The following is a 22,774-nucleotide window of genomic DNA, read 5'->3' as shown; positions in this document are numbered from 1 at the left end:
ACGCCGCGTCCGACGGCCTTTCGACGCATCACCATAAAACGAGTGAAATGAAAACATATGTCATTGGCGACCTCCAGGGGTGCGCCCACGAAGCCGGCCTGCTGCTGGATCGGATCCGGAGCGACGCCGGACCGGAGTCCCGCATCCTGTTCGTCGGCGACCTGATCAACCGCGGTCCCGATTCGCTGGGCGCACTGCGCAACATGAAGGCGTTGTCGGAGGCGAGCGGCGGTCGCGTCGATGCGCTGCTCGGCAACCACGACCTGCACCTGCTGGCCGTCGCCGTCGGGGCCCAGAAAACGAGCCGCTCGGACACGCTGGACGCGATCCTCGCCGCACCCGACCGCGATGCGCTGATCGGCTGGCTACGCCGACGCCCGCTCGCGATGTTCGTCGACGCGCATTTGCTCGTGCATGCGGGCGTGCCGCCGCAGTGGACGGCGGCGCAGACGATGGCGCTGGCGGCCGAAGTCGAGGCGGTGCTGCGAAGCGATGGCTGGACCGACTTCCTCGGCCAGATGTACGGCAACGAACCGGACCGCTGGGACGAAGCCCTGACGGGCATTCCCCGCCTGCGCTGCATCGTCAACGCCCTCACGCGCATGCGCCTGTGCTGGCCGGACGGCCGCATGGACTTCGCGCACAAGGAAAGCGACACGGGCCCGGAAGGTTCCGACCTGCAGCCATGGTTCGACCTGCCCGACCGCCGCACGGCCGACGTCACGGTCGTATTCGGGCACTGGTCGGCATTGGGCCTCGTGTTGCGGCCGAATCTCGTGGGCCTGGACAGCGGCTGCGTATGGGGCGGCAAGCTGACGGCGGTCTGCCTGGACGACCGCACGCTCTTGCAGGTCGACTGCCCCGAGTACCGGGAGCACAGCGGCAAAAAATAGAGTCAAGAAACAGGTTCAGCCGGCCGTGTGACGCGTGCGGTCGGAGGCCGCGTGCTGCCCAAGCGCGGCGGCGATCGCGTCGTGCGCCGCCTGTGCCAGTTCGCGCCGGTGCGCGCCCGCCGCCGCCAGCGGTGCGAGGCAGGCCAGCCGCGCGACGACCGGTTCGCCCTGCACGATGCGCAGGACGCTGTCGACGAACGTCGTCTCGCCCGTATAGTCGACGGCAGAGTGCCAGGCGCCGCCGGCGTCGACATACGACAACGCGACGGGCTGCACGGGCACGGCCGCGTCGATGGCGGCCTCGAACAGGTTGGCGTGGAACGGCAGCAGCGTGCCCTGGCTCGCCGTCGTCCCCTCCGGGAAGAACGCCACGCGCCGGCGCTCGGCCAGCGCATCGACGATGCCCTTGAAGATGTGGCGCAGGTCGCGCCGGTTGCCGCGCGCGATGAACACGGTGCCGGCCTGCGCGACGAGCCAGCCGACGACGGGCCAGGCGCGGATCTCGGCCTTGGCCACGAAGCGGCATGGATGCACGGCATTGATGACGAAGATGTCGAGCCACGAGATGTGGTTCGCCACGATCAGCGCATGCGCGAGGGAGTCTTCGCCCGGCACGCGCTCGAGGCGCACGCGGCAGATGCGCAGCAGGCGCGCCGACCAGCGCCGGATCAGGCGCTCGCGCCAGGCGTCGCCCGCCCACGGGAACACGAGGGCGCACGTGGCCAGGCCCTGGACGAGGTGGAGGACGAGGCGAGCGAGGCGCCACGCAAGCTTGATCTTCAATGGGAACTCGACACGAAACGCCGCGCGCGCCGCGGCCGCAGCGATTGTACCGCCACGGCCGGGTGCAAGGACGATCAGCGTTCGAACGCGACGTGGCCGGCGACGATCGTCGTCTTCACCTGGCCCGCCAATTCGTAGCCGAGGAAAGGCGTGTGCTTGCCCTGGCTTGCCAACGCAGCGGCGTTGACGGTCCAGCGCACGTCCGGATCGAACAGCACGACGTCCGCGCTGGCCCCCTGCGCCAGCGTGCCGGCCGCGAGGCCCGCCGTGCGCGCCGCGTCGCTCGTGATCTTCGCCAGCGCAGTCGCCAGCGCCTTCGCATCGTTGGTTTGCTCGGCCGCCCACTTCAGCATCAACGCGAGCAGCAGTTCGAGGCCGGTGGCGCCGGGCGACGCCTCGCCGAACGGCAGCAGCTTCTCGTCGTCGTCGACCGGCGTGTGGTCCGAGCAGACGGCATCCACGGTGCCGTCCAGGACGGCCGCGCGGATCGCGTCGCGGTCGCGCTGGCTGCGCAGCGGCGGCGTCAGGCGCGCGTTCGGATCGAAGAAGCCGATGTCGGCATCCGTCATGTGCAGGTGGTGCACGCCGACGTCGCACGTGACGGGCAAGCCTTCCTTCTTGGCGGCGCGGATCAGGTCCAGCGCGGCGGCGGACGAGATGCGGCACAGGTGCACGCGCGCACCGCTCGCGCGCATCAGTTCGAAGATCGTGTGCAGCGCGATCGTCTCGGACATCACGGGCACGCCGGACAGGCCCAGGCGCGACGCCAGCGGGCCGCTGTGGGCGACGCCGCCGCGGCCGATGTGCGGATCCTGCGGGCGCAGCCAGACGGTGTAGCCGAACGTCTTCGCGTACTGCATGGCGCGCAGCAGCACGGTCGTGTCCTCGATCGGTTCCTCGGCCTGCGCGAAGCCGATGCAGCCGGCTTCAGTGAGTTCGGCCATCTCGGTCAGGGCCTTGCCCTTCAGGCCGACGGTCAGCGCACCCAGCGGATGCACGTGGGCCTGGTTCAACAGGCGCGCGCGGTGCTTCAGCATTTCGACGAGGCCCGGCTCGTCCAGCACGGGGTCGGTGTCGGGCGGGCACACGAGCGTCGTCACACCACCCTGCACGGCCGCCTGCATTTCCGACTCCAGGGTGGCCTTGTATTCATAGCCCGGCTCGCGCAGGCGGGCCGACAGGTCCACGAAGCCCGGCGCGACGACGAGGCCCGCGGCGTCGATCGTACGCGCGGCCGTGAAGCCTTGCGGCGCGGCGCCGATGCCGGCAATTTTACCGTCGGCGATGTAGAGGTCCTGGACGGCGTCGATGCCGCCCGCCGGGTCGACCAGGCGCCCGTTCTTGATGTGCAGTTTCATTATGCGTGCGAATTTAAGTGTGGCTACCGGCCAAGATACTCATCACCGCCATGCGGACGGCGATACCGAAAGTGACCTGGGGCAGGATCACGGCCTGCGCGCCGTCGGCCACGGCCGAATCGATCTCCACGCCGCGGTTCATCGGGCCCGGGTGCATCACGATGGCGTCCGGTTTCGCGAGCGCCAGGCGCTCCGGCGTCAGGCCGTAGCTCTTGAAGTACTCGCCGGCCGACGGCAGCAGCGCGCCCGACATGCGTTCGTTCTGCAAGCGCAGCATGATGATGACGTCGACGTCCTTCAGGCCCTCTTCCATGTTCGTGAACACGCGCACGCCCATCTGCTCCAGGCCGCCCGGCAGCAAGGTGTGCGGGCCGATGGCGCGCACTTCCGGCACGCCCAGGGTGGTCAGCGCGTGGATGTCGGAACGGGCCACGCGGCTGTGCAGGATGTCGCCGACGATGGCCACGCGCAGGTTCGTGAAATCCTTCTTGTAGTGGCGGATCGTGTACATGTCGAGCAGGCCCTGCGTCGGGTGCGCGTGGCGGCCGTCGCCCGCATTCACGACGTGGACGTGGTTCTGCTTCGTGTCGGTCAAGTGCTTGGCGATCAGGTACGGCGCGCCCGACTGCGCGTGGCGCACGACGAACATGTCGGCGTGCATCGCGGACAGGTTGTCGATGGTGTCCAGCAGCGATTCGCCCTTGCTCGTCGACGACGCGGCGATGTTCAGGTTGATGACGTCGGCCGACAGGCGCTTCGACGCGATCTCGAACGTCGTGCGCGTGCGCGTCGAGTTTTCGAAGAACAGGTTGAAGACGCTTTTCCCGCGCATCAGCGGCACCTTCTTGACCTCGCGGTCGGAGATGCTCACGAAGCTCGAGGCGGTGTCGAGGATGTGGTTGATGATGGCCTTGGGCAGTCCCTCGATGGTAAGGAGGTGCTGCAGTTCGCCGTTCTTGTTCAGTTGCGGGTTATGCATTGTCGTCTTCGATCGTGAGCGAAAGTTGGCCGTTCGTGTCGCGCGCGAGCGCGAGCGAGCGGCCCGGTGCCAGCCGGGCGTGGGCGCCGACGAAATCGGCGGCGACCGGCAGTTCGCGGCCGCCGCGGTCCGCCAGTGCGGCCAGCATGATGCGCTGCGGACGGCCGTAGTCGAACAGCACGTTGATCGCGGCGCGCACCGTGCGGCCGGTGTACAGCACGTCGTCGACGAGCACGATGGTCGCGCCGTCGACGTTGAATTCGATCCGGGTCGGCTTCACGTCCGGATGCAGGCCCTTGCGGGCAAAGTCGTCGCGGTAGAACGAGACGTCGATGAAGCCCAGGCGCGCCTGCAGCCCGAGGTCGTGCGCGAGGCGCTCCGCGAGCCAGGCGCCGCCCGAGTGGATGCCGACGATGGCGGCATCCTGCACGCCGTCGATGCCCGTGCGTACCTGTGCGAGCAGCTTGCCGTACAAGGCTTCGGCGTCGAAGCTTGCCGGTTCCGCGTCGTTAATAAGAGTTGGCATGATCGTCAAAGTATTGTTGCAAAATGATGGCGGCGGCCTTGGCGTCGATGATCTCGCCCCGCTTGGACGGAATGACGGCGGACGAATAGCGTTCGTCGACGAGTTCGACGGGCAGGTCGAAGCGGCCGTGGAGCTGGTTGGCGAAGCGGCGCGCGCGCAGCGTCATGTCGTGCTCCGCGCCGTCCGGATGGCGCGGCTCGCCCACGACGAGGCGCGCGGGACGCCATTGTTCGATCAGGTCGCCGATGACCTTGAAGCGGGTCGCGTTGTCGACCGCGTTGATGACGGACAGCGGCTGCGCCTGTCCCGTCAGGGTATTCCCCATGGCGATGCCGATGCGCTTGATGCCGAAGTCGAAGCCGAGGACGATGTCGACCATTACGTGCGTCGACTCCCGATAGATACGCGCCCACGAGCATGCCCCAGTAGGGTGGGCACCCCGCGCCCACGCGGGACGCCTGCGTCACACCGGCGTTCGCGTGGGCACAGGGGTGCCCACCCTACCGGTTTGCCGCACCCCGGAGACACTTTCAGCGCGCAACCGTCAGGCATGGCCTGCCTCGGTGGCGAGCATCAGGGGATCGATCCCCAGCAGCTTGATGGCGGCGTTGTAGCGCTCCTCGATCGGCAGGTCGAACAGCACGCGCGCGTCGGCGCCGACCGTGAGCCAGCCGTTGCGGGCGATTTCCTCTTCCAGCTGGCCGGGACTCCAGCCGGCATAGCCGATGGAGACGAGCATGCGGCGCGGGCCGGAACCGTTGGCGACGGCTTCCAGCACGTCGATCGACGTGGTGAACGCGACGTCGTCCGTGACAGAGAGCGACGACGAATAGCGGCCGCCCGGCGAATGCAGCACGAAGCCGCGGTCGTCCTGGACGGGGCCGCCGAACATGATCGGTTCGTTGACGACGCTCGCACGCAGCCCCTCGGCCACCTGCAGGTCGATGCGGTCGAACAGGACGTCCATCGTCATGTCCGTCGGCTTGTTGATGACGACGCCGAGCACGCCCTTGTCGTTGTGCTCGCAGATATACACGACCGTGCCGCCGAAGATCGGGTCATTCATCGACGGCATTGCAATGAGGAAATGGTTAGCCAGGTTCAGTTGCGAGACGGGCGCGCTCGCCGTCCCCAGGTTGAGAACCTCTTCCTGGGGCATCCCGGGCATGGTTAGAGGCTTGCCGACCTTACTTTTTTTCATGCTCATACTCTCTGTTGGCTCACTCTCTCGGTTACCGCGGCATTGCTAGACTGAAAAAGACTTTTCGCTAGTTTACACCGAATCGCCCGACGAGCCACGGAAGGCGTTAGTCGGGGCAAACCTGAGAGATGGTAGGCAGTAAAATTCTGGACCGCATTGACTCCGCACACAGAAGATGACTTTGAGAAACTCGTTGGTCTGGTTCCGGCGCGATTTGCGCGTGGATGACCATGCCGCATTGCATCACGCCCTGCTCTCGTCACGCCATGTGTTCGGCGTGTTCGTGTTCGACACCGACATCCTGGCCGGCCTGCCGCCGGACGACCGCCGCGTCCAGTTTCTGCTGGACAGCGTGCGCGAGCTCGATGCGCGCTTGCGTTCCCTGGGAGGTTACCTCATCGTGCGCCACGGGCGCGCCGCGCAGGTAATTCCCGCGCTGGCTGCCGAGCTCGATGCGGAATCCGTCTTCGCGAACCGCGACTACGAGCCGCAGGCGCTCGCGCGCGACCGCGCCGTGCTGGAAACGCTGCGCGCGGCCGGCCGCAGCCTGCAGACGTTCAAGGACCAGGTGATCTTCGAGCGCGACGAGGTCCTCACCTTGGCCGGCGGCCCCTATTCCGTCTTTACACCGTATAAGAACGCGTGGCTGAAACGCCTCGCGCGCGAGCCCGAGGCCTTGCGTCCGTTCGAAACGGCGCCGCACGCGGCCGCGCTCGCGCCGGCGCCCGCGGACCACGCGCTGCCGTCGCTGGCGGCCCTCGGCTTCGTGCCGAACGCCGCCCCCATCGCGCGTCCCGGCATGAGCGGCGCCGAGCACCTGCTCGCGCAATTCGAGGAACGCCTTGCGCGCTACGACCATGACCGCGATTATCCGGCGCTGGACGCCACGTCGCGCCTGTCGGTCCACCTGCGCTTCGGGACGCTCAGCGTGCGCCGGCTCGTCGCCATGCTGCAAGCGCGTATCGCGGACGGCAGCGGCGGCGCGGGCGCGCCCGTGTGGCTGGCGGAACTGGTCTGGCGCGAGTTCTACATGATGATCCTCGCGCGCCATCCGCGCGTCGTCACGCAATCGTTCAAGCAGGCGTTCGACGCCGTCGCGTGGGACGACGGGCCGGATGCGGATGCGTTGCTCGCCGCCTGGTGCGCGGGCCGCACGGGCTATCCGCTCGTCGACGCCGCCATGCTGCAACTCGAGCGGACGGGCTTCATGCACAACCGCTTGCGCATGGTGACGGCAAGCTTTCTCACGAAAGACCTGGGCATCGACTGGCGGCGCGGCGAGCGCTGGTTCGCGCTGAAGCTGAACGATTACGAACTGGCGTCGAACAACGGCGGCTGGCAGTGGGCCGCATCGACCGGATGCGACGCGCAGCCCTGGTTTCGCATCTTCAATCCGGTCACGCAATCGAAGCGCTTCGATCCGGACGGGGACTTCATCCGGCAGTACCTGCCGCAGCTGGCGCGCTTGAGCGGGGCGGCCATCCACGCACCGTGGCTGGCGCGGCCGGGCGCGCTGGCGCAGGCCGGCGTCGTGCTCGGGATGGATTACCCGCGGCCCATCGTGGACCACGACGCGGCGCGGGAGAAAACGCTGGCGCGGTTCAAGGCGATCCGCGCCGCGTGATCAGCGTGACCGGGCTTCCAGCAAGCCGGTAATCGCCGCCAGCAGCGCGTCTTCCTGGAACGGCTTGCCGAAATAGGCATCGACGCCGAGGCCCAGCGCGACGTTGCGGTGCTTGTCCGCCGTGCGCGACGTGATCATGATGATCGGCAGCGCTGCCGTCGCCTCGTTGCCGCGCACGTTGCGCGTGAGGTCGAAGCCGTCCATGCGGGGCATCTCGATATCGACCAGCATCAGGTCGGGCCGCGTCTCCTGCATCTGCTCGAGCGCGTCGACGCCGTCCTTGGCCAGCAGCACCCGATAGCCTTCGCGCTCCAGCAGGCGCTGGGTGACCTTGCGCACGGTGAGCGAATCGTCCACGACCATGATCGTCGCGATGCGCGCGGGCGCCTGCACGGGTTCCGCCGGCGCGGCCGGCGCACGGCCGGGACGCGCGCCCTGCCCCGCCATCTGCACGGGGTCGAGGATCAGCACGATCTCGCCCGAACCGAGCACGGTGGCGCCGGCGATGCCCGGCATGCGCGCCAGCTGCGGCCCGATGTTCTTGATGACGACCTCGCGGTTGCCCAGCACCTCGTCCACGCGCACGGCGATGCGCGTATTGCCGCTCCTGAGCACGAGCACCGGCGACGAGCGCTGGCCGCCCCGCTTTTCCCATGCCTCGCCCGGCTCGTGCAGCATTGCGGGCAGGTAGTGCAGCGGGAGGGTCTCGCCGTGAACGGTGATCGCGCCGGCGCTTTCCGCCGCCTGCAGGTCGGCCTCGCGCACCTGCAGCACCTGCTCGACCAGCACGGCCGGCAGCGCATGCGTGCGCGGGCCACTGGCGACGAGCACGACCTGCGTGACGGCCAGGGTGAGCGGCAGGTGGATGGCGAAGGCGGCGCCGCGGCCCGGCGTCGTGTCGACGTCGACGCGGCCGCCCAGCGCGCGCGCTTCCGAGCGCACGACGTCCATGCCGACGCCGCGGCCGGCCAGTTCCGTCAGCGCGTCCGCCGTCGAGAAGCCCGGCTCGAACACCAGCTCGGCGGCATCCGCATCGGAGACCTCCTCGCCGTCGGCCAGCAGGCCGAGCGACGCGGCCTTGGCGCGGATGCGCGCGAGATCGAGGCCCGCGCCATCGTCGGCGAAGCGGATCTCGACTTCGTTGCCCTGCTGGCTCACCTGCACGAGCAGCTCGCCCGTCTCCGGCTTGCCGGCCGCGACGCGCTGCTCGCGCGCCTCGATGCCGTGCACGATGGCGTTGCGCAGCAGGTGTTCGAACGGCGCGGCCATCCGTTCCAGCACGCTGCGGTCGATCTCGACACCGCCGCCGCGGATGTCCAGGTTCACGCGTTTATCCGTTTCCTTCGCGGTCTGGCGCGCCACGCGGAACAGGCGTTCGGACAGGCTCGCGAACGGCACCATGCGCACGCGCATCAGGTCGCGCTGCAGTTCGCGCGTGAGGCGCGACTGCGCGGCGAGATCGTCGCCCGCTGCCTCCACCGTGCGGGCGAGGCCGTCGTGGAACGACCCGACGTCGTTCACGCTTTCGGCCATCATGCGCGTGAGTTCCTGCAGGCGCGTGAAGCGGTCGAACTCGAGCGGGTCGAATTCGCGCTCGCCGGCAATCGACAGACGCGACGCGATCTGCGATTCGGCCTGTACCTCGACCTCGCGCAACTGGCGGCGCAGATTGGCGAGGTTGTCGGCGAAGTCGGACAGCATGCCCTTCAGCGCGCCGACCTGCGTTTCCAGTTTCGAGCGCGTGATCGACACTTCGCCGGCCTGGTTGACGAGGCGGTCGAGGATGTCCGCACGCACGCGCACGAGCGGCGCGCGCGCGGCCTGCTCGTCGGCGGGCGCCGCGGGCAGCGGTTCCGGCGCGGCGGTGTCCGCGGCCGGCGCAGGCGCCGGTGCCGCGGGCTGCTGCAACTGTTCGAACAGCAGCTGCGCCTGGTCGTAGTTGGCGAGCAGTTCGTCGAACGCGGCCGGATTCGTCGTCCCGGCGTGCAGCATGTTCTCGATCTGCGTTTCCAGCGCGTGCGTGTGCTGGCCGAGGCGCATCGCGCCGGCCATGCGCGCGCTGCCCTTGACCGTGTGCAGGGCGCGCAGCAGGCCTTGCGCCACCGCCGCGTCGGCCGGATTCTGCTGCCACTGGCGCAGGCCGTTGCCGATCTGCGGCAGCAGGTCGGACGCTTCTTCCATGAACACGGGCAGCAGGTCCGGGTCGAGGTCGTCGACGAACACGGGCTCGGCGGCGAGGACGCCTTCCGGTTCCGGTTGCGGTTCGGACGTCGGTTGCGGCTCGGGTTCCGGCTCGATCACGGCGACGGGCTGCGGCGCCGGTTCGGGCTGGGCTTCGGCGACAGGCTGCGGCTCGGCTTCCGGTTGCGGCTCGGCTTCGGCCACGGGCTGCGGCTCCATCGCCGGCTCCGGCTCGGGCTGCGATTCCGGCGCAGCCTCCTCGGCCGGCATGTCGAACAGCGCATCGAAGTCGATGGCGGCCCCGGCCTCCGCATCCGGCTGCGCCGCTGGCGGCGCCGCGGGCTCGGCCTGCTCCAGCGAGGGCGCGGCGAACGGCTCGCCGAAATACGAATCGAACAGGTCGTCGACGGCGCTCACGGCGGGATCGTCCTGGCGCGGCGCGGGCGCGCGCGGCGCCAGCTCCGTGCTGGCCGGCAGCGAAGGCGCGCTGCCGGCCAGCGGCGGATCGGCCAGGATGCTGGCATAGGTGGCGGCGAACAGCGCATCCAGGCGCTGCGCCAGCTCGGCATCGGCGTCGTCGAACACGGCATCCGCGCGCTGGCGTCCCAGGTCGGCGCGCAGCGCGCCCAGGCGCGCCAGCAGTTCCGGCTGCGCGGGGGGCAGCTCGCCCAGCGCGAACACCTGCAGCATCACGCGGATGCGCTCGACCGTCTCGTCCAGCAGGTCGAACTGGTCGCCCTGCAGCGGCGGCACGGCCACTTGCAGCGCTTCTTCCAGCGCCACGGACAGGTCGCGCAGCGCCTCGAAGCCGACGGTGGCCGACGTGCCGCCCAGCGTGTGCGCGGCCTTCAGCGCCTGCGGCGTCACGGCGTGCAGCGGTTCCGCGCGCCAGGCGGCGAAGTCCGCGGCGAGCGTGCGCACCAGTTCCTCGGTCTCGCCGAGGTAGATGTTATACAACGGCAGCGGGATCTCGAGGCCGCCCACGCGCTTGACGTTCGCTTCCGAGACGGGGAACGCCAGCACGTTGTCGGCCGGCGCAAACGCCGTCGCCTCGTCCGCGGGCGCGGCGACGGCGGCATCGGGCGCGTCCACGGCCGCAGGCGTTTCGTGCGCCACGAACGGCCCGCCATCCTGCACGCGCTGCGCCGCCGCGACCAGCGCCGTGCCGTCGCGCCGCGATCCGCCCGCCGCCAGCTCGTCGACCCACGCCGCCAGCGCCGCGTGCGCGTGCGCGAGCAGCGCCAGCACGTCGGGCGTCGCGGCGCGCGCTTCGGCCAGCCACAGGTTCAGCACCTTTTCGATGGCGGCGGCGACGGAGGCGAACTGCTCCAGGCCCACCATGCGGCTGCTGCCCTTCAGCGTGTGGAAGCCGCGGCGCAGGCGCGTCAGCGTGTCCTGGTCGGCCGGATTCGCCTGCGCGGCCGGCAGCGCGGCGGCGACGACGCCCAGCACGTCGCGCGCCTCGCCGATGAAGATCTCCAGCAGCTCGGCCTCGACGGCATCCGCTTCCGGCACGGGTGCGGGCGCAGGTGCAGGTGCGAGAGCCGGCTCAGGTGCGGGCGCCGGCTCGGCCGGCTCCGCGGCCTGGCCGTCGAACGGCAGTTCGCGGAACAGGCCCTCGCCCGCGTCGAAACGGAAGCGCCGGCGCGCGCCGTCGACGTTCTGCGCCAGCGCGTCCGTGAAGAAGCCGAGCGCGCCGATGTTGCGGGCGATGTTGTCCAGCACGGCGCCGCGCGTGGCGGCATCCGGCTGGTCGGCGACGAGCGCGCGCACCTTCGCGCGCACGTGCGCGACGGCCTGCGTGGCCTGGTCCTGGTCGAGGATGTCCAGTGCGCCCTGCAGCTGGTGCAGCAGCGGGTCGACCTGTTCCAGCGAGGCGACGCGCGCCGGGTCTTCGTAGTATTCGTCGACGAGCTTCTCGACCTGGCGCAGGCCCGTGCGGATCTCGCCCGCCAGTACGGCCACCGTCTGGCCCTGCTGCAGCTCGCGCGCCATCTCGCCGTGCCATGCCGGGGCGTCCGGCGGCGTCGCGCCGTGCGCCAGCGCGAGCAGGCGCTGGCCGACGGCTTCCGCATGCTGGCCGAAGTCGTCGGGGAGCTGGCGCACCTGGTCCAGGCCATGCTCGACGAACAGCATGGCCTCGGCCATCTCGAGGCTGAACTGGTCGCTGCGGTCGCCCGCCATCGATTCGCTGGCCGCCTGGCCCAGCTCGCGCAGCAGGTTCGCCAGCGCGGGCGCGCCCAGCTTCTCGCTGGCGCCGGCCAGCTTCGACAGGGCGTCGTTGAAGCCGCCGTCCAGCACGTCGTGGCCTTCCGCGGCGACGCGGTCCCAGCCCTGCTTCGTCTCGACCAGCGCTTCCTTGGCGTCCTTCAGCACGTCCGGGTCGACGCGGCCGTAGCGGCGCTCAAGGTAGTCCGACGGCACCTGGCCGCCGACGTGGTAGGCGTCGCGCAGCCGGCGTGCGTCGGGCGTGGGTTCCAGCGCGGCGGCGATGAAGAACAGCGCGTCGCGCAGCAGCGCTTCCGGCAGTTCCGTATGGCCTTGCGCCTGGCGGCGCAGCTGCAGGTTGATCTGGCCGAACAGCTGTTTCACGTACAGGTCCGGCGCGACCTGGCCCGTCGCGACGAGGTCGGCGGCGGCTTGCAGCGCCAGCCAGAACGCGTGCGCCTCGGCCCGCGGCTGGCCGTGCACGACGGCGGCCAGCGCGTCGCGCATGGCGCCCGCCTGGGCACGCTGGGCGTCGACGTCCTGGCTGCGCAGGAACGTGAGCAGCGCTTTTTCGAACGCGGCGCGGGTCGTGGCGTAGTCCGGCATCGGACCGGCGCCGCCCCCCGGCAGCAGCGCGGGCGCGAGGTCCAGCACGAGCATCTGGCCGGGGTGCACCCGTTCCACGCCCAGCAATTCCTGTAGCGCGCGATAGTACGGGAACAGCCGCACGGGCTGCGGGGCGGCGCCGTCCAGCAATTCTTCGAGGTATTCGACGAGTGCGCGGTAGGCCTCGTCCACCGCGCCGGCGCGGTCGGCGTCGAGGCCCAGCGTGCCGTCCTTGAACCGGTCGATGACCTGTTCGGCCGCCTCGCTCAGCCGTTCCACGCCGGCGACGTCGACCAGCTGCAGCGCGCCGTGCGCCTGGTGCAGGTGCGACTTGGCGTGCAGGAACAGCGTGGGCTGGGCTTCCGCCGCGCGGCCGACCGCATCGCGCAGCGCCTTGGCCGAGCGCCCGAGCGCATCGCGGATTTCAGCGATGACCCAGGACAGGGGGCCGGTATCGAAAGGCGGTGCGGCGGACGCGTGCGAATGCTGGGTCATGTGGGCAAATAGGCGTTACTCAAAGCGGTGCTCAGGCGGCGACGCGGAAGCGCGACACCGAATTCTTCAGTTCCTGCGCGAGCTCCGCCAGCTGCCGGATCGACTGCGCCGTCTGCTGCGTGCCGCCCTGCGCCTGCTCGGTGATCGCGAGGATGTGCCGCATATTATGCGCCACACCGTTCGCGGACGTCGCCTGCAGGCCCGCGGCGACGGCCATCCCCTGGATCAGTTCAGCGAGCCGGTTCGACACGCGCGAGATGTCCGCGAGTGCCGCGCCGGCCGCGTCGGTCACGCGCGCGCCCTCGACGACGCCCTGCGTCGACTTTTCCATTGCCGCGACGGCATCGTGCGTGTCGGTCTGGATGGTGCGCACCAGCGCGCCGATCTGCTTGGCCGCGTCGCCCGAGCGTTCCGCCAGCCGCTGCACCTCTTCCGCCACGACGGAGAAGCCGCGTCCCGCCTCGCCGGCCGACGCGGCCTGGATCGCCGCGTTCAGCGCCAGCACGTTGGTCTGTTCCGTGATGTCGGAAATGAGCTCCGTGATCTCGCCGATCTCCTGCGACGATTCGCCCAGGCGCTTGATGCGCTTCGACGTTTCCTGGATCTGCTCGCGGATCTCGCCCATGCCGCGGATCGCGTTCTGCACCGCCGTCGCGCCCTGCTCGGCCGCCGCCACCGACTGGCGCGCCACCTCGGCCGATTCCTTCGCGGAGCTGGACACGTCCGTGATCTCGCCGGCCATCCGCAGCATCGTGGCCGACGTGTCCTGGATTTCGCGCGCCTGCTGGCCCGCCGCGACGAGCAGCCGGCTCGCCACCTGCTGGGCGTCGTTCGACGCGTACGTCACCTTTTCCGCCGTGTCGATCACGCGCACGACGAGGCCGCGCAGCTCTTCCACCGTGTAGTTCACGGAGTCGGCGATGGCGCCCGTGATGTCTTCCGACACGGTCGCGTACACCGTCAGGTCGCCGTCCGCCACTTCCTGCAGCTCGTTCATCAGGCGCAGGATCGCGGCCTGGTTCTGGTCGTTGGTCGCCTTCGCTTCCTCTTCCTTGGCCTGGGCCAGCAGGCGCATCGCTTCCGCTTCCTGGCGCCGGGCGTCGGCGCCGCGGGTACGGTTGCGCGAATCCTGCAGCATCACGCGCGAGATACTGCCCGCCGTCGCGAGGCTGAAGACCGACGCGGCCACCAGCAGCCAGAACCAGCCGCTCGCGCTACCTTCGCCGGCGCGGTACGACGCCTGCAGGGCGGTCAGCTGGGAACGCAGCGCTTCGTTATCGCCGAAGATCTTCTGCTCGGCAGCCTTCGCGGCCGTCATGTCGGACAGCTTGTCGAGGAAGGTCGAGATCAGGCGCTGGCAGATGTCGAACTTCGACTGCACTTCCGAGAGCTTGGCGCGCAGGTCCGGGTCGCGCAGCGGCACGAGGCCCAGCGCCGCGCTGCCGTTCAGCAGGCCGTCGACGGTGGCGCGGAACGTGGTCGTGTCGCGGCCCATCTGGAATGCCGTCTCGGGCCGGATGCCGCCCGAGGTCAGGAATTCGCTGGCGCTGCGCGACAGGCGCTGCGTCAGCATCATCATGCGGCCCAGCGCCGCCAGTTCGCGCGGGCTGCCGCCGCGGGCCGTGCGCTCGGTGAGAATCTCTTCCGTCGCCGCCAGCATTTCCGGCGTCAGCACGTCGAGCTGCTGGAGGTTCTTGTCGAAAGCGACGAGTTCCGGCTTCATCTTGAGGATGCTGGCGGCGGCCGCGTCGGACACGTTCCACTTCTTGCGCACCCTGGCCAGCTGCGCGGCCAGGTCGCCGCTCGACGCGGGAATGGTATTGCCGTTGAACTCTCCGCCCTTGGCGAGCAGGTCGAGGTCGCGCGACAGGGCGATGCGGCTGTCCTGCAGCTGGGTGAAGGCGTCCGGCACGCCCTGCATCGCGTTCGGCGCCGCCTTGCCGACGCGCTGCGAGTGCATCAGCGCCTCGCTGGCGATCTGGGTCTGGCTGCTGGCGATGGCGCCGCTGCCCGCATTGCGCCACAGCGACAGCAGCGTGAGCAGGATGCCGACGACGAACGCGGCGAGCAGGATGCGCAGCTGGCGCGGCAGCGACAGGTGGCCGATCAGCGGCAGGCGCAGGTCGTCCTCGGCGTCGGCGGCCGCGGCGTTGTCCGCGGTGCGCTGCTTGCGCCGGCCGGGCAGGCCCAGGCGCAGCGCCGCATCGTCCGCGGAACCGGTCGGCGCCGTGCCGCTGACGGGGCCGGACGGCGCGGGTGACGGGGCCGCTGCCGGCGCCCGTGCCGTGCCGGTGCCGAACTGCGTGTCCGGCGACGCCAGCACGGTGCCCGTCTCCCCTTCGCGGGCCGGCGCGGCGCCGCCCTCGTTTTTAGGGAAGAAATTCATCGACAGTTTGGATGCGAATCCCATTCCAGCTCCAGTGGAGAACCCGTTGTGATTGATTTAGCGTGCGACTTGCAGAAACCGTTCCTCGCGCGCGAGGCCCGCCAGCGACAGCGGCGTCCATTCGCGCCCGTCCGCGTCGAGCAGGCGTCCGCCTTCCGACGTCATGTCGGCCGCGTGGCGCAGGCCGACGACTCGTCCGACCAGCAAGGCGCACGGAAACGCCAGGCCGGGGGCGAACGTCACGAGACGCGCGCCCGCGGCCGGTGCGGCAGCAGGCAGCGCATCCGGATCGAGGTAGCGCGCCAGGTCGACGACACCCAGCAGGCTGCCGCGCACGTTCGCCAGGCCGAGATACCACGGCTGCGTCAGGGGAACGGCGGCCAGCGGCGGCAGGGGCACGATCTCGCCGGCTTCGACGAGGTCGAGCAGATAGCGCACGCCGCCGATCTCGACGCCCAGCTGGTGCGCGCGCGCGCCGCTGCTCGTGCGCGCGGCCTGCATGCGCTCGAGCAGCTGTTCCTGGTACTGGCGCAGGCGCGCGCGCCTGGCCGCGCCCTTCTGTCCGCCGGCGTCGCTGGCGTCCATCTCAGGCGCCGAGCGTGGCGATGGTGGCCAGCAGCTTGACCGGGTCCACCGGCTTGACGAAATAGTCCTTCGCGCCCTGGCGCATGCCCCAGATGCGGTCCGTTTCCTGGTTCTTGCTGCTGCAGATGATGACGGGGACGGATGCCAGTTCCGGGTCGCGCGCGATCGAGCGCGTCACCTGGAAACCGTTCGCGCCTGGCATCACGACGTCCATCAGGATCAGTTCCGGACGCTCGGCACGGATCTTGGCCAGCGCTTCCTCGCCGTTGTCGGCCGTGGTCACGGTGAAGCCGTTGCGCACGAGGATGTCGGTCAGGTAGTAGCGTTCGGTCGGGGAATCGTCGACGATCAGGATCTTTTGTATGGCCACGGTGGGCTCCGCATCGTTGGTCAGGCAGCAGCGGCTTGGCCTCGCGCATGATCGCGCACGGCCGCCAGCAGGCTGTCCTTGGAAAAAGGTTTGGTCAGGTAGGCGCTGGAGCCCACCATCGCGCCGCGTGCACGGTCGAACAGGCCGTCCTTGGACGACAGCATGATCACGGGCGTGGCATGGAATTTCGCGCTCTTCTTGATCAGGGCGCAGGTCTGGTAGCCGTCGAGCCGCGGCATCAGGATGTCGCAGAACACCAGCGCGGGCTGGTGGTCGTTGATCTTGGCCAGCGCGTCGAAGCCGTCTTCGGCCAGTACCACCCGGTAGCCGGCCTGTGTCAGGAAAATCTCGGCAGACCGACGGATCGTGCTGCTGTCGTCGATCACCATGATCGTCAAGCCTGTCGGTTGCGTCGTCATATTCGTTTCACTTCAGCATGAACCCGCAAGATAGCATAGCGTCTGGGGCTTGTGCATGAAGTGTTGCGATACGTCAACTCACGGATACAGATGGCGTTGAGAGGATGACATCAAGCGTTGGCGGGACGTCATCGTTCGTTGACCGGGTGACAAAGAAACCGCTCAGATCGCGGTCATTTCGAAGTCGTCCTTGCGCGCGCCGCATTCCGGACACGTCCAGTTCATCGGGACGTCGGCCCAGCGGGTGCCGGGCGCGATGCCGTCGTCCGGCGCGCCGGCGGCTTCATCGTAGACCCAGCCGCAGATCAGGCACATCCAGGTCTGATACACCTGTGTTTCAGTACTCACGTTCAATTCCTCTTTTCAGTTCAGTGTTAGCCTAACGGTCCCCATCAGATAAAATGAGGGAAAGGTATATTATTCTACCCGCTGTGCAAAACCAATCGTCTCCACTCATCCTCACGTTCGGCCCCGCCGACCCTGTCGGGGCACTGGGCATCCAGTCCGACGTGACCGTCTTCGCCATGCATGGCTGCCACGCCCTGTCGGTCGTGACGGGCCTGCTCGTGGCCGACTCCGCGCGCGTCGACGACATCCAGCCGACCGACCACTCGTTCGTCGTCGAACAGGCGCGCATGCTCCTCGAGGACATGCCGGTGTCCGCCATCAAGGTGGGGACGATGGCCAGCCTGGAACAGATCGCCGCGATCGCGGAAATCGTGTCCGACTATGCCGACGTGCCCCTCATCCTCGATCCGTTCACGTCGTCCCTGCCCGATTGCGGCACGCGCGACGATGACATGATGACGCTCGTTCACCAGTTGCTCGTGCCGCAGGCCAGCGTGTTCCTGTTGTCGCAGCCCGAGCTGGCGCGCTTCGCCGACTGCTGGCGCGACCCGGCCAGCCTGGCCACCGTCGCCGAGGACGCGGCCGATCTGACCGGCATCGGCTGCGGCCACGTGCTCGTGACGGGCATCGGCGGCGGCGACGGCACCCGCTGCAACGAGTTGTACGACGCGGACGGCCTGGCCACCGCCCTGCCCTGGTCGCAGCTCCTGCCCGGCCCGTTCGTCGGCGCCGGCAACACGCTGTCGGCCGCGCTGGCGGCCGTCATGGCGCGCGGTACCGGCGCCCAGGATGCGCTGCCGCCGGCCCAGGAGTACGTGACCGGCACCCTCGCCAACGCGTGCCGTTTCGGCATGGGCCGGCTCATCCCGAACAAGATCTTCCGCGCACCGAGCGCGGCCTGCTAACCCAGACGGCGCAGCCCCGTCGCGGGCACGGCGCCGGATTCACCGAGACACCATGACCGCTACCGCAACCACGTCCCAGAACGACATCCTGTTCGCCCGCGCCCAGCAGACCACGCCGGGCGGCGTCAACTCGCCCGTGCGCGCCTTCCGCTCCGTCGGCGGCACGCCGCGCTTCATCACCCGCGCCGAAGGGCCGTATTTCTGGGACGCGGACGGCAAGCGCTACATCGACTACATCGGTTCCTGGGGACCGGCCATCGTCGGCCACGCGCACCCGCAGGTGGTGAAGGCCGTGCAGGATGCGGCCGCACGCGGCCTGTCGTTCGGCGCGCCGACCGAGGGCGAGATCGAGATCGCCGAGGAAATCTGCCGCCTCGTGCCGTCGATCGAGCAGGTGCGCCTCGTCTCGTCCGGCACGGAAGCGACGATGAGCGCGCTGCGCCTCGCACGTGGCGCGACGGGCCGCGACAAGATCGTCAAGTTCGAAGGCTGCTACCACGGTCACGCCGATTCCCTGCTCGTGAAGGCCGGTTCGGGCCTGCTCACGTTCGGCAACCCGACGTCGGCCGGCGTGCCGGAAGACTTCGTCAAGCACACCATCGTCCTCGACTACAACAACATCCCGCAACTGGAAGACGCGTTCGCGTCGATGGGCGACACCATCGCCTGCGTGATCGTGGAAGCCGTGGCCGGCAACATGAACCTGATCCGCGCGACGCCGGAATTCCTGCACCGCATGCGCGAACTGTGCACGGAATACGGCACCGTGCTGATCTTCGACGAGGTGATGTCGGGCTTCCGCGTCGGCATCGGTGGCGCCCAAGCCTTGTATGGCATCGTGCCGGACCTGACGGCGCTGGGTAAAGTCATCGGCGGCGGGATGCCGGTCGCCGCGTTCGGCGGCCGCGCCGACCTGATGCAGAAGATGGCCCCCATCGGCCCCGTCTACCAGGCGGGCACGCTGTCCGGCAACCCGGTCGCCGTCGCCGCCGGCATGACCACCTTGAAGCTGATCCAGCAACCGGGCTTCTACGAGCACCTGACGGCGCAGACGCAGAAACTGGTCGACGGCCTGGCGGGCGCCGCGAAGGACGCGGGCATCGCGTTCTGCGCGGACAGCGTCGGCGGCATGTTCGGCCTGTATTTCGCCGACACGGTGCCCACCGGCTACGCGCAGATGATGGCCGGCGACAAGGAACGCTTCAACCGCTTCTTCCACGGCATGCTGGACGAGGGCGTCTATTTCGCGCCCGCGATGTTCGAAGCGGGCTTCGTGTCGGCCGCGCACGACGATGCCGTGATCGGGGAGACGGTCGAGGCGGCCCGCCGAGTTTTTGCCCGTATCGTGTAGGGTGGGCACCCCGAGCCCACGCGGACGCCCGCGTTATACTAGCGTCACGCGTGGGCTCGGGGAGCCCACCCTACGCCCGACCATGGACCTTCCCTCTACCAACCCGATCGCCCCGGCGCGCTGATCCTTACGGCCGCGCGCCTGTGTTCATTCGCGCGAGCCCGACATGCCGTTCAAGCTTTTCCGCCGTCTCACCGACAACGCCACCCTGAAATCGCTGGGCCCGGGCCTGATCACCGGTGCCGCGGACGACGACCCTTCCGGCATCGCCACCTATTCGCAGGCGGGCGCGCAATTCGGCTTCAACACGCTGTGGACGCTCGTGCTCACGTATCCGTTCATGGTCGGCATCCAGCTCGTGTCGGCCCGCATCGGCCGCGTGACGGGACGCGGGCTCGCCGCCAACATCCGCCGCGCCTATTCGCCGTGGCTGCTGTACGTCATCGTCGCCCTGCTGCTGGTCGCCAACGTGATCAACATCGCGGCCGACATCGCCGCCATGGGCGAAGCGCTGTATCTCGTGACGGGCACCGGCTCCAGCCACCTGTACGCGCTCGGCTTCGGCGTGCTGTGTCTCGCGCTGCAGGTGTTCCTGCCGTACGCGACCTATGTGCGCTACCTGAAATGGCTCACGCTGGGCCTGCTGGCCTACGTCGCGACGGCGTTCGCCGTGCACATGCCGTGGACGGAAGTGTTCGCGCGCACGGTCTGGCCCCACTTCACGTTCACGAAGGAGTCCGTCGCGCTGATCGTCGCCGTGTTCGGCACGACGATCAGTCCTTACCTGTTCTTCTGGCAGGCATCGCAGGAAGTCGAGGAGATCCGCAACGACCACCACACGCGCGCCCTGCGCACGCGCCCGCGCGACGCGGTCGCGCAGCTCCGCCGCATCAAGTCCGACACGCTGATCGGCATGGGCTTTTCCAACATCGTCGCGTTCTTCATCATGCTGACGACGGCCGTCACGCTGGGCGCGCACGGGATCACGGACATCCAGTCGTCCGCCCAGGCGGCCGAGGCGCTGCGCCCGGTGGCGGGCGAGTTCGCGTTCCTCGCGTTCGCGCTGGGCATCATCGGGACGGGCATGCTCGCTGTGCCCGTGCTGGCCGGCTCGGCCGCGTACGCCGTCGCGGAGAGCTTCCGCTGGCGCAACGGCATGGACCTGAAAATGGTCGAAGCGCGCGAGTTCTACGGCATCATCGCCCTCGCCACGCTGGGCGGCGTGCTGCTCGACTTCGCCCCGGTCGACCCGATCGCGGCCCTCGTGCTGTCCGCGCAGATCAACGGCGTGATCGCCGTGCCCATCATGGCCGTCATGATGATGCTCGCGCACAACCGCAAGATCATGGGCGCGTACACGCTGACCACGCGCCATACGCTCATCGGCTGGGCCGGCGTGGCCGTGATGATGGTGGCCGTGGTGGCGATGTTCGCGACATTGTGACCGCGTCAATCACCCCCACGCGTGGGGCTGCACCCGCGCGGGCGGGCAGCTTACGATGCGCTCCTCTCATGCACACACCCACTGGAGCCGCATCATGCAAACCACCACCGTTTCCTCGATCCCGCAACCGCAGTTCTCGCGAGCCGGGATCATCTGGCTGAAGCTGGCTGTCCTCTACCTGATCCTGGGCATTTCGCTGGGCATCGCGATGGGCGCCAGCCAGAACTTCACGCTGCGCCCCGTGCACGCCCACATCAACCTGCTGGGCTGGACGACGATGGCGCTCGCGGGCCTGATCTACAGCGTGTTCCCGAAGGCGGGCGAAAGCGGCCTGGCGCGCCTGCATTTCTGGCTGCTGAACCTGGCCCTGCCCGTCATGATGGGCGCGCTCACCTTGCTGCTGCTGGGCCATATGGGCATCGCGCCCGTGCTTGCGATCGCGGAAATCGTCGCCGCGCTGGCCATCCTCGCGTTCGCGGCCAACCTGTTCCTGAACCTGAAGCAGTAACGCCGCGGTGTCCGGTTATACTCGCGGATCACTCCGCAGGAACCGGCATGGACAAGCACACCGTAACACTCGACACCATCAAGCGCCAGGAAGAGGCGTTGCAGTTCACCTCGTTCGACAACGACGCCGCGCTCGCGATCGGCAACAAGATCGTCGAGATGGCCAAGGCCGACAAGGTCGGCGTCACGGTCGACGTCGCCGTCAACCGCAACCCGCTGTTCTTCCACGCGATGGCGGGCACGAGCCCGAACAACGCCGACTGGATCCGGCGCAAGAGCAACCTCGTGAACCGCACGGGCCGCGCGTCGTTCTTCACGCACCTGCAAGCCATCGAGCGCGGCCAGGACTACGACAACCTGCCGACGTTCGACCGCAAGGACTTCGCCGCGCACGGCGGCTCGTTCCCCATCGTCGTCAAGGGCACGGGACAGGTCGGCACGATCACCGTGTCGGGCCTCGCGGGCGTGGACGACCATGCGCTGGTCGTGCGGGCGCTGACGTGGTATCTGAAGGTGGACGACGTCCCGCTCTGATTATTTCAGCCACCCGCGGTGGCGGAAGTACAGGAATGGCGCGATGGCGCTGACCACCATCAGCCCCAGCGACCAGCCATAGCCGAGGTGCCAGTGCAGCTCGGGCATGAATTCGAAGTTCATGCCGTAGATGCTGGCGATCAGCGTCGGCGGCAGGAACGCGACGGACGCCACCGAGAAGATCTTGATGATCTTGTTCTGGTTGATGTTGATGAAGCCGACCGTGGCGTCCATCAGGAAGTTGATCTTGTCGAACAGGAACGAGGTGTGGCCGTCCAGCGATTCGATGTCGCGCAGGATCTGCCGCGCTTCCTCGAACTGGTCCGTGTTGAGCAGGCGGCCGCGCATCAGGAAGCTGACGGCGCGGCGCGTGTCCATCATGTTGCGGCGGATGCGGCCGTTCAAGTCTTCCTCGTGCGCGATCGCATTCAGCGCGGCGGCCGCGTCCTGGTCGGTGAATTCCTTCTGCAGCACGCGCTGGCTGACGTCTTCCAGGCTTTCATAAATGCCTTCCAGCGCGTCGGCCGAGTATTCGGCGTCCGTCGCGTACAGGTCGAGCAGCACGTCCATGTAGTCCTCGATCGAGCCGGGGCGCGAGCGCGCGCGCAGGCGCACGAGGCGGAACACGGGCAGCTCGTCCGTGTGGACCGAGAACAGGATTTTCTTCGCGAGGATGAATGCGACCGTCACGATGCGCGACGGGCCGTCCTCTTCCTCGCGCAGGAAGTCGGTGCGCAGGTGCAGGTCGCCGTTTTCCGCCTCGTAGTAGCGGGCCGATGCCTCGATGTCCTGGACTTCGTCCTCGCCCGGCAGGATCACGTCATAGGTCGCCTTGACCCAGGCACGCTCCTCGTCCGTCGGATCGGTGAGGTCGACCCAGACGGCAGGCACGTTCTCCAGATCGGTACGCGAGGCGATCGGTACCTGGTTCAGTCGGCCATTTTGTAGGACAAATACGTTGATCATGCGCTGCTTTCTCGGCCGGATTCGGAAACAGCGCAAGTGTACCTTTAAGCCCTGAGCCCGGCCAGCCCGAACGCGCGTTTTGCGGTAAATACCCGCCCCCTGGGC

The 22,774-nt window shown here is 68.7% G+C and carries 20 protein-coding genes and 1 pseudogene; 7 read left to right on the top strand and 14 right to left on the bottom strand.

Going from position 1 to position 22,774, the window contains the following annotated elements:
* Nucleotides 1-47: 47 nt before the first annotated feature.
* Nucleotides 48-893, top strand: coding sequence for a symmetrical bis(5'-nucleosyl)-tetraphosphatase (locus HAV22_RS27585; RefSeq protein WP_166863957.1), 846 nt, complete (start codon nt 48-50; stop codon nt 891-893).
* Nucleotides 894-908: 15 nt separating this feature from the next.
* Here HAV22_RS27585 and HAV22_RS27580 read toward each other — a convergent pair whose 3' ends face one another.
* From HAV22_RS27580 to HAV22_RS27555, 6 genes are all read right to left on the bottom strand, one after another.
* Complete coding sequence (locus HAV22_RS27580; RefSeq protein WP_166863954.1) at nt 909-1,676, bottom strand: lysophospholipid acyltransferase family protein; 768 nt, start codon at nt 1,674-1,676, stop codon at nt 909-911.
* Nucleotides 1,677-1,750: 74 nt separating this feature from the next.
* Entirely contained in the window at nt 1,751-3,034 is a 1,284-nt protein-coding gene (locus HAV22_RS27575) for a dihydroorotase (protein ID WP_166863950.1), read from the bottom strand.
* Between the two features lie 13 nt (nt 3,035-3,047).
* Nucleotides 3,048-4,013: an aspartate carbamoyltransferase catalytic subunit gene (locus tag HAV22_RS27570; RefSeq protein ID WP_166863948.1), complete on the bottom strand. Its 966-nt coding sequence runs from the start codon at nt 4,011-4,013 to the stop codon at nt 3,048-3,050.
* Nucleotides 4,006-4,539 (bottom strand): bifunctional pyr operon transcriptional regulator/uracil phosphoribosyltransferase PyrR, encoded by a 534-nt coding sequence (gene pyrR / locus HAV22_RS27565; RefSeq protein ID WP_166863945.1) that lies wholly within the window; start codon nt 4,537-4,539, stop codon nt 4,006-4,008. Before pyrR ends, HAV22_RS27570 begins: the two co-directional genes overlap by 8 nt.
* Complete coding sequence (ruvX, locus tag HAV22_RS27560) at nt 4,523-4,918, bottom strand: Holliday junction resolvase RuvX (protein ID WP_166863942.1); 396 nt, start codon at nt 4,916-4,918, stop codon at nt 4,523-4,525. Before ruvX ends, pyrR begins: the two co-directional genes overlap by 17 nt.
* A gap of 165 nt (nt 4,919-5,083) precedes the next feature.
* A complete protein-coding gene (locus HAV22_RS27555) occupies nt 5,084-5,740 on the bottom strand; it encodes a YqgE/AlgH family protein (RefSeq protein WP_166863939.1) in 657 nt (218 codons plus the stop codon).
* A 175-nt stretch (nt 5,741-5,915) separates the two neighbouring features.
* Between HAV22_RS27555 and HAV22_RS27550 the strand changes: the two genes are divergently transcribed.
* Nucleotides 5,916-7,364, top strand: a complete 1,449-nt coding sequence (locus tag HAV22_RS27550; protein WP_166863936.1) for a cryptochrome/photolyase family protein — start codon at nt 5,916-5,918, stop codon at nt 7,362-7,364.
* Here the strand turns inward: HAV22_RS27550 and HAV22_RS27545 are convergent, their stop codons facing one another.
* From HAV22_RS27545 to HAV22_RS27520, 7 genes and pseudogenes are all read right to left on the bottom strand, one after another.
* Nucleotides 7,365-12,854, bottom strand: coding sequence for an Hpt domain-containing protein (locus HAV22_RS27545; RefSeq protein WP_166863934.1), 5,490 nt, complete (start codon nt 12,852-12,854; stop codon nt 7,365-7,367).
* A gap of 31 nt (nt 12,855-12,885) precedes the next feature.
* On the bottom strand, nt 12,886-15,264 hold the full coding sequence (locus HAV22_RS27540; protein WP_166863931.1) for a methyl-accepting chemotaxis protein: 2,379 nt from the start codon (nt 15,262-15,264) through the stop codon (nt 12,886-12,888).
* A pseudogene (locus HAV22_RS31880) lies at nt 15,237-15,326 on the bottom strand (hypothetical protein); the annotation flags it as partial. The gene HAV22_RS27540 and the pseudogene HAV22_RS31880, both read right to left, overlap by 28 nt.
* A complete protein-coding gene (locus HAV22_RS27535; protein ID WP_166863929.1) occupies nt 15,298-15,825 on the bottom strand; it encodes a chemotaxis protein CheW in 528 nt (175 codons plus the stop codon). The pseudogene HAV22_RS31880 and the gene HAV22_RS27535, both read right to left, overlap by 29 nt.
* A gap of 1 nt (nt 15,826) precedes the next feature.
* A complete protein-coding gene (locus HAV22_RS27530; protein ID WP_166863927.1) occupies nt 15,827-16,195 on the bottom strand; it encodes a response regulator in 369 nt (122 codons plus the stop codon).
* Between the two features lie 20 nt (nt 16,196-16,215).
* A complete protein-coding gene (locus HAV22_RS27525) occupies nt 16,216-16,614 on the bottom strand; it encodes a response regulator (RefSeq protein ID WP_166863924.1) in 399 nt (132 codons plus the stop codon).
* Between the two features lie 162 nt (nt 16,615-16,776).
* A complete protein-coding gene (locus HAV22_RS27520; protein ID WP_029755924.1) occupies nt 16,777-16,929 on the bottom strand; it encodes a rubredoxin in 153 nt (50 codons plus the stop codon).
* A 116-nt stretch (nt 16,930-17,045) separates the two neighbouring features.
* Here HAV22_RS27520 and thiD point away from each other — a divergent pair, with 116 nt between their 5' ends.
* The 5 genes from thiD (at nt 17,046) to HAV22_RS27495 (ending at nt 21,703) form a co-directional block, all read left to right on the top strand.
* Nucleotides 17,046-17,867, top strand: a complete 822-nt coding sequence (gene thiD, locus HAV22_RS27515) for a bifunctional hydroxymethylpyrimidine kinase/phosphomethylpyrimidine kinase (protein ID WP_166863923.1) — start codon at nt 17,046-17,048, stop codon at nt 17,865-17,867.
* Nucleotides 17,868-17,919: 52 nt separating this feature from the next.
* Nucleotides 17,920-19,218, top strand: coding sequence for a glutamate-1-semialdehyde 2,1-aminomutase (gene hemL, locus HAV22_RS27510; RefSeq protein WP_166863921.1), 1,299 nt, complete (start codon nt 17,920-17,922; stop codon nt 19,216-19,218).
* Between the two features lie 166 nt (nt 19,219-19,384).
* Nucleotides 19,385-20,662, top strand: coding sequence for an NRAMP family divalent metal transporter (locus HAV22_RS27505; RefSeq protein WP_166863919.1), 1,278 nt, complete (start codon nt 19,385-19,387; stop codon nt 20,660-20,662).
* A 94-nt stretch (nt 20,663-20,756) separates the two neighbouring features.
* Nucleotides 20,757-21,170 carry a cbb3-type cytochrome c oxidase subunit I gene (locus HAV22_RS27500; protein WP_166863917.1) on the top strand — a complete coding sequence of 138 codons (414 nt, stop codon included), beginning with the start codon at nt 20,757-20,759 and terminating at the stop codon, nt 21,168-21,170.
* Nucleotides 21,171-21,217: 47 nt separating this feature from the next.
* Nucleotides 21,218-21,703, top strand: coding sequence for a heme-degrading domain-containing protein (locus HAV22_RS27495; RefSeq protein WP_166863915.1), 486 nt, complete (start codon nt 21,218-21,220; stop codon nt 21,701-21,703).
* Here the strand turns inward: HAV22_RS27495 and corA are convergent, their stop codons facing one another.
* Nucleotides 21,704-22,669 (bottom strand): magnesium/cobalt transporter CorA, encoded by a 966-nt coding sequence (gene corA, locus HAV22_RS27490; protein ID WP_166863913.1) that lies wholly within the window; start codon nt 22,667-22,669, stop codon nt 21,704-21,706.
* Nucleotides 22,670-22,774 lie beyond the last annotated feature (105 nt).

It is taken from the genome of Telluria antibiotica (assembly GCF_011682055.1).
GTDB lineage: Bacteria > Pseudomonadota > Gammaproteobacteria > Burkholderiales > Burkholderiaceae_D > Telluria > Telluria antibiotica.
This window is presented reverse-complemented; position numbering and strand designations above follow the sequence as displayed.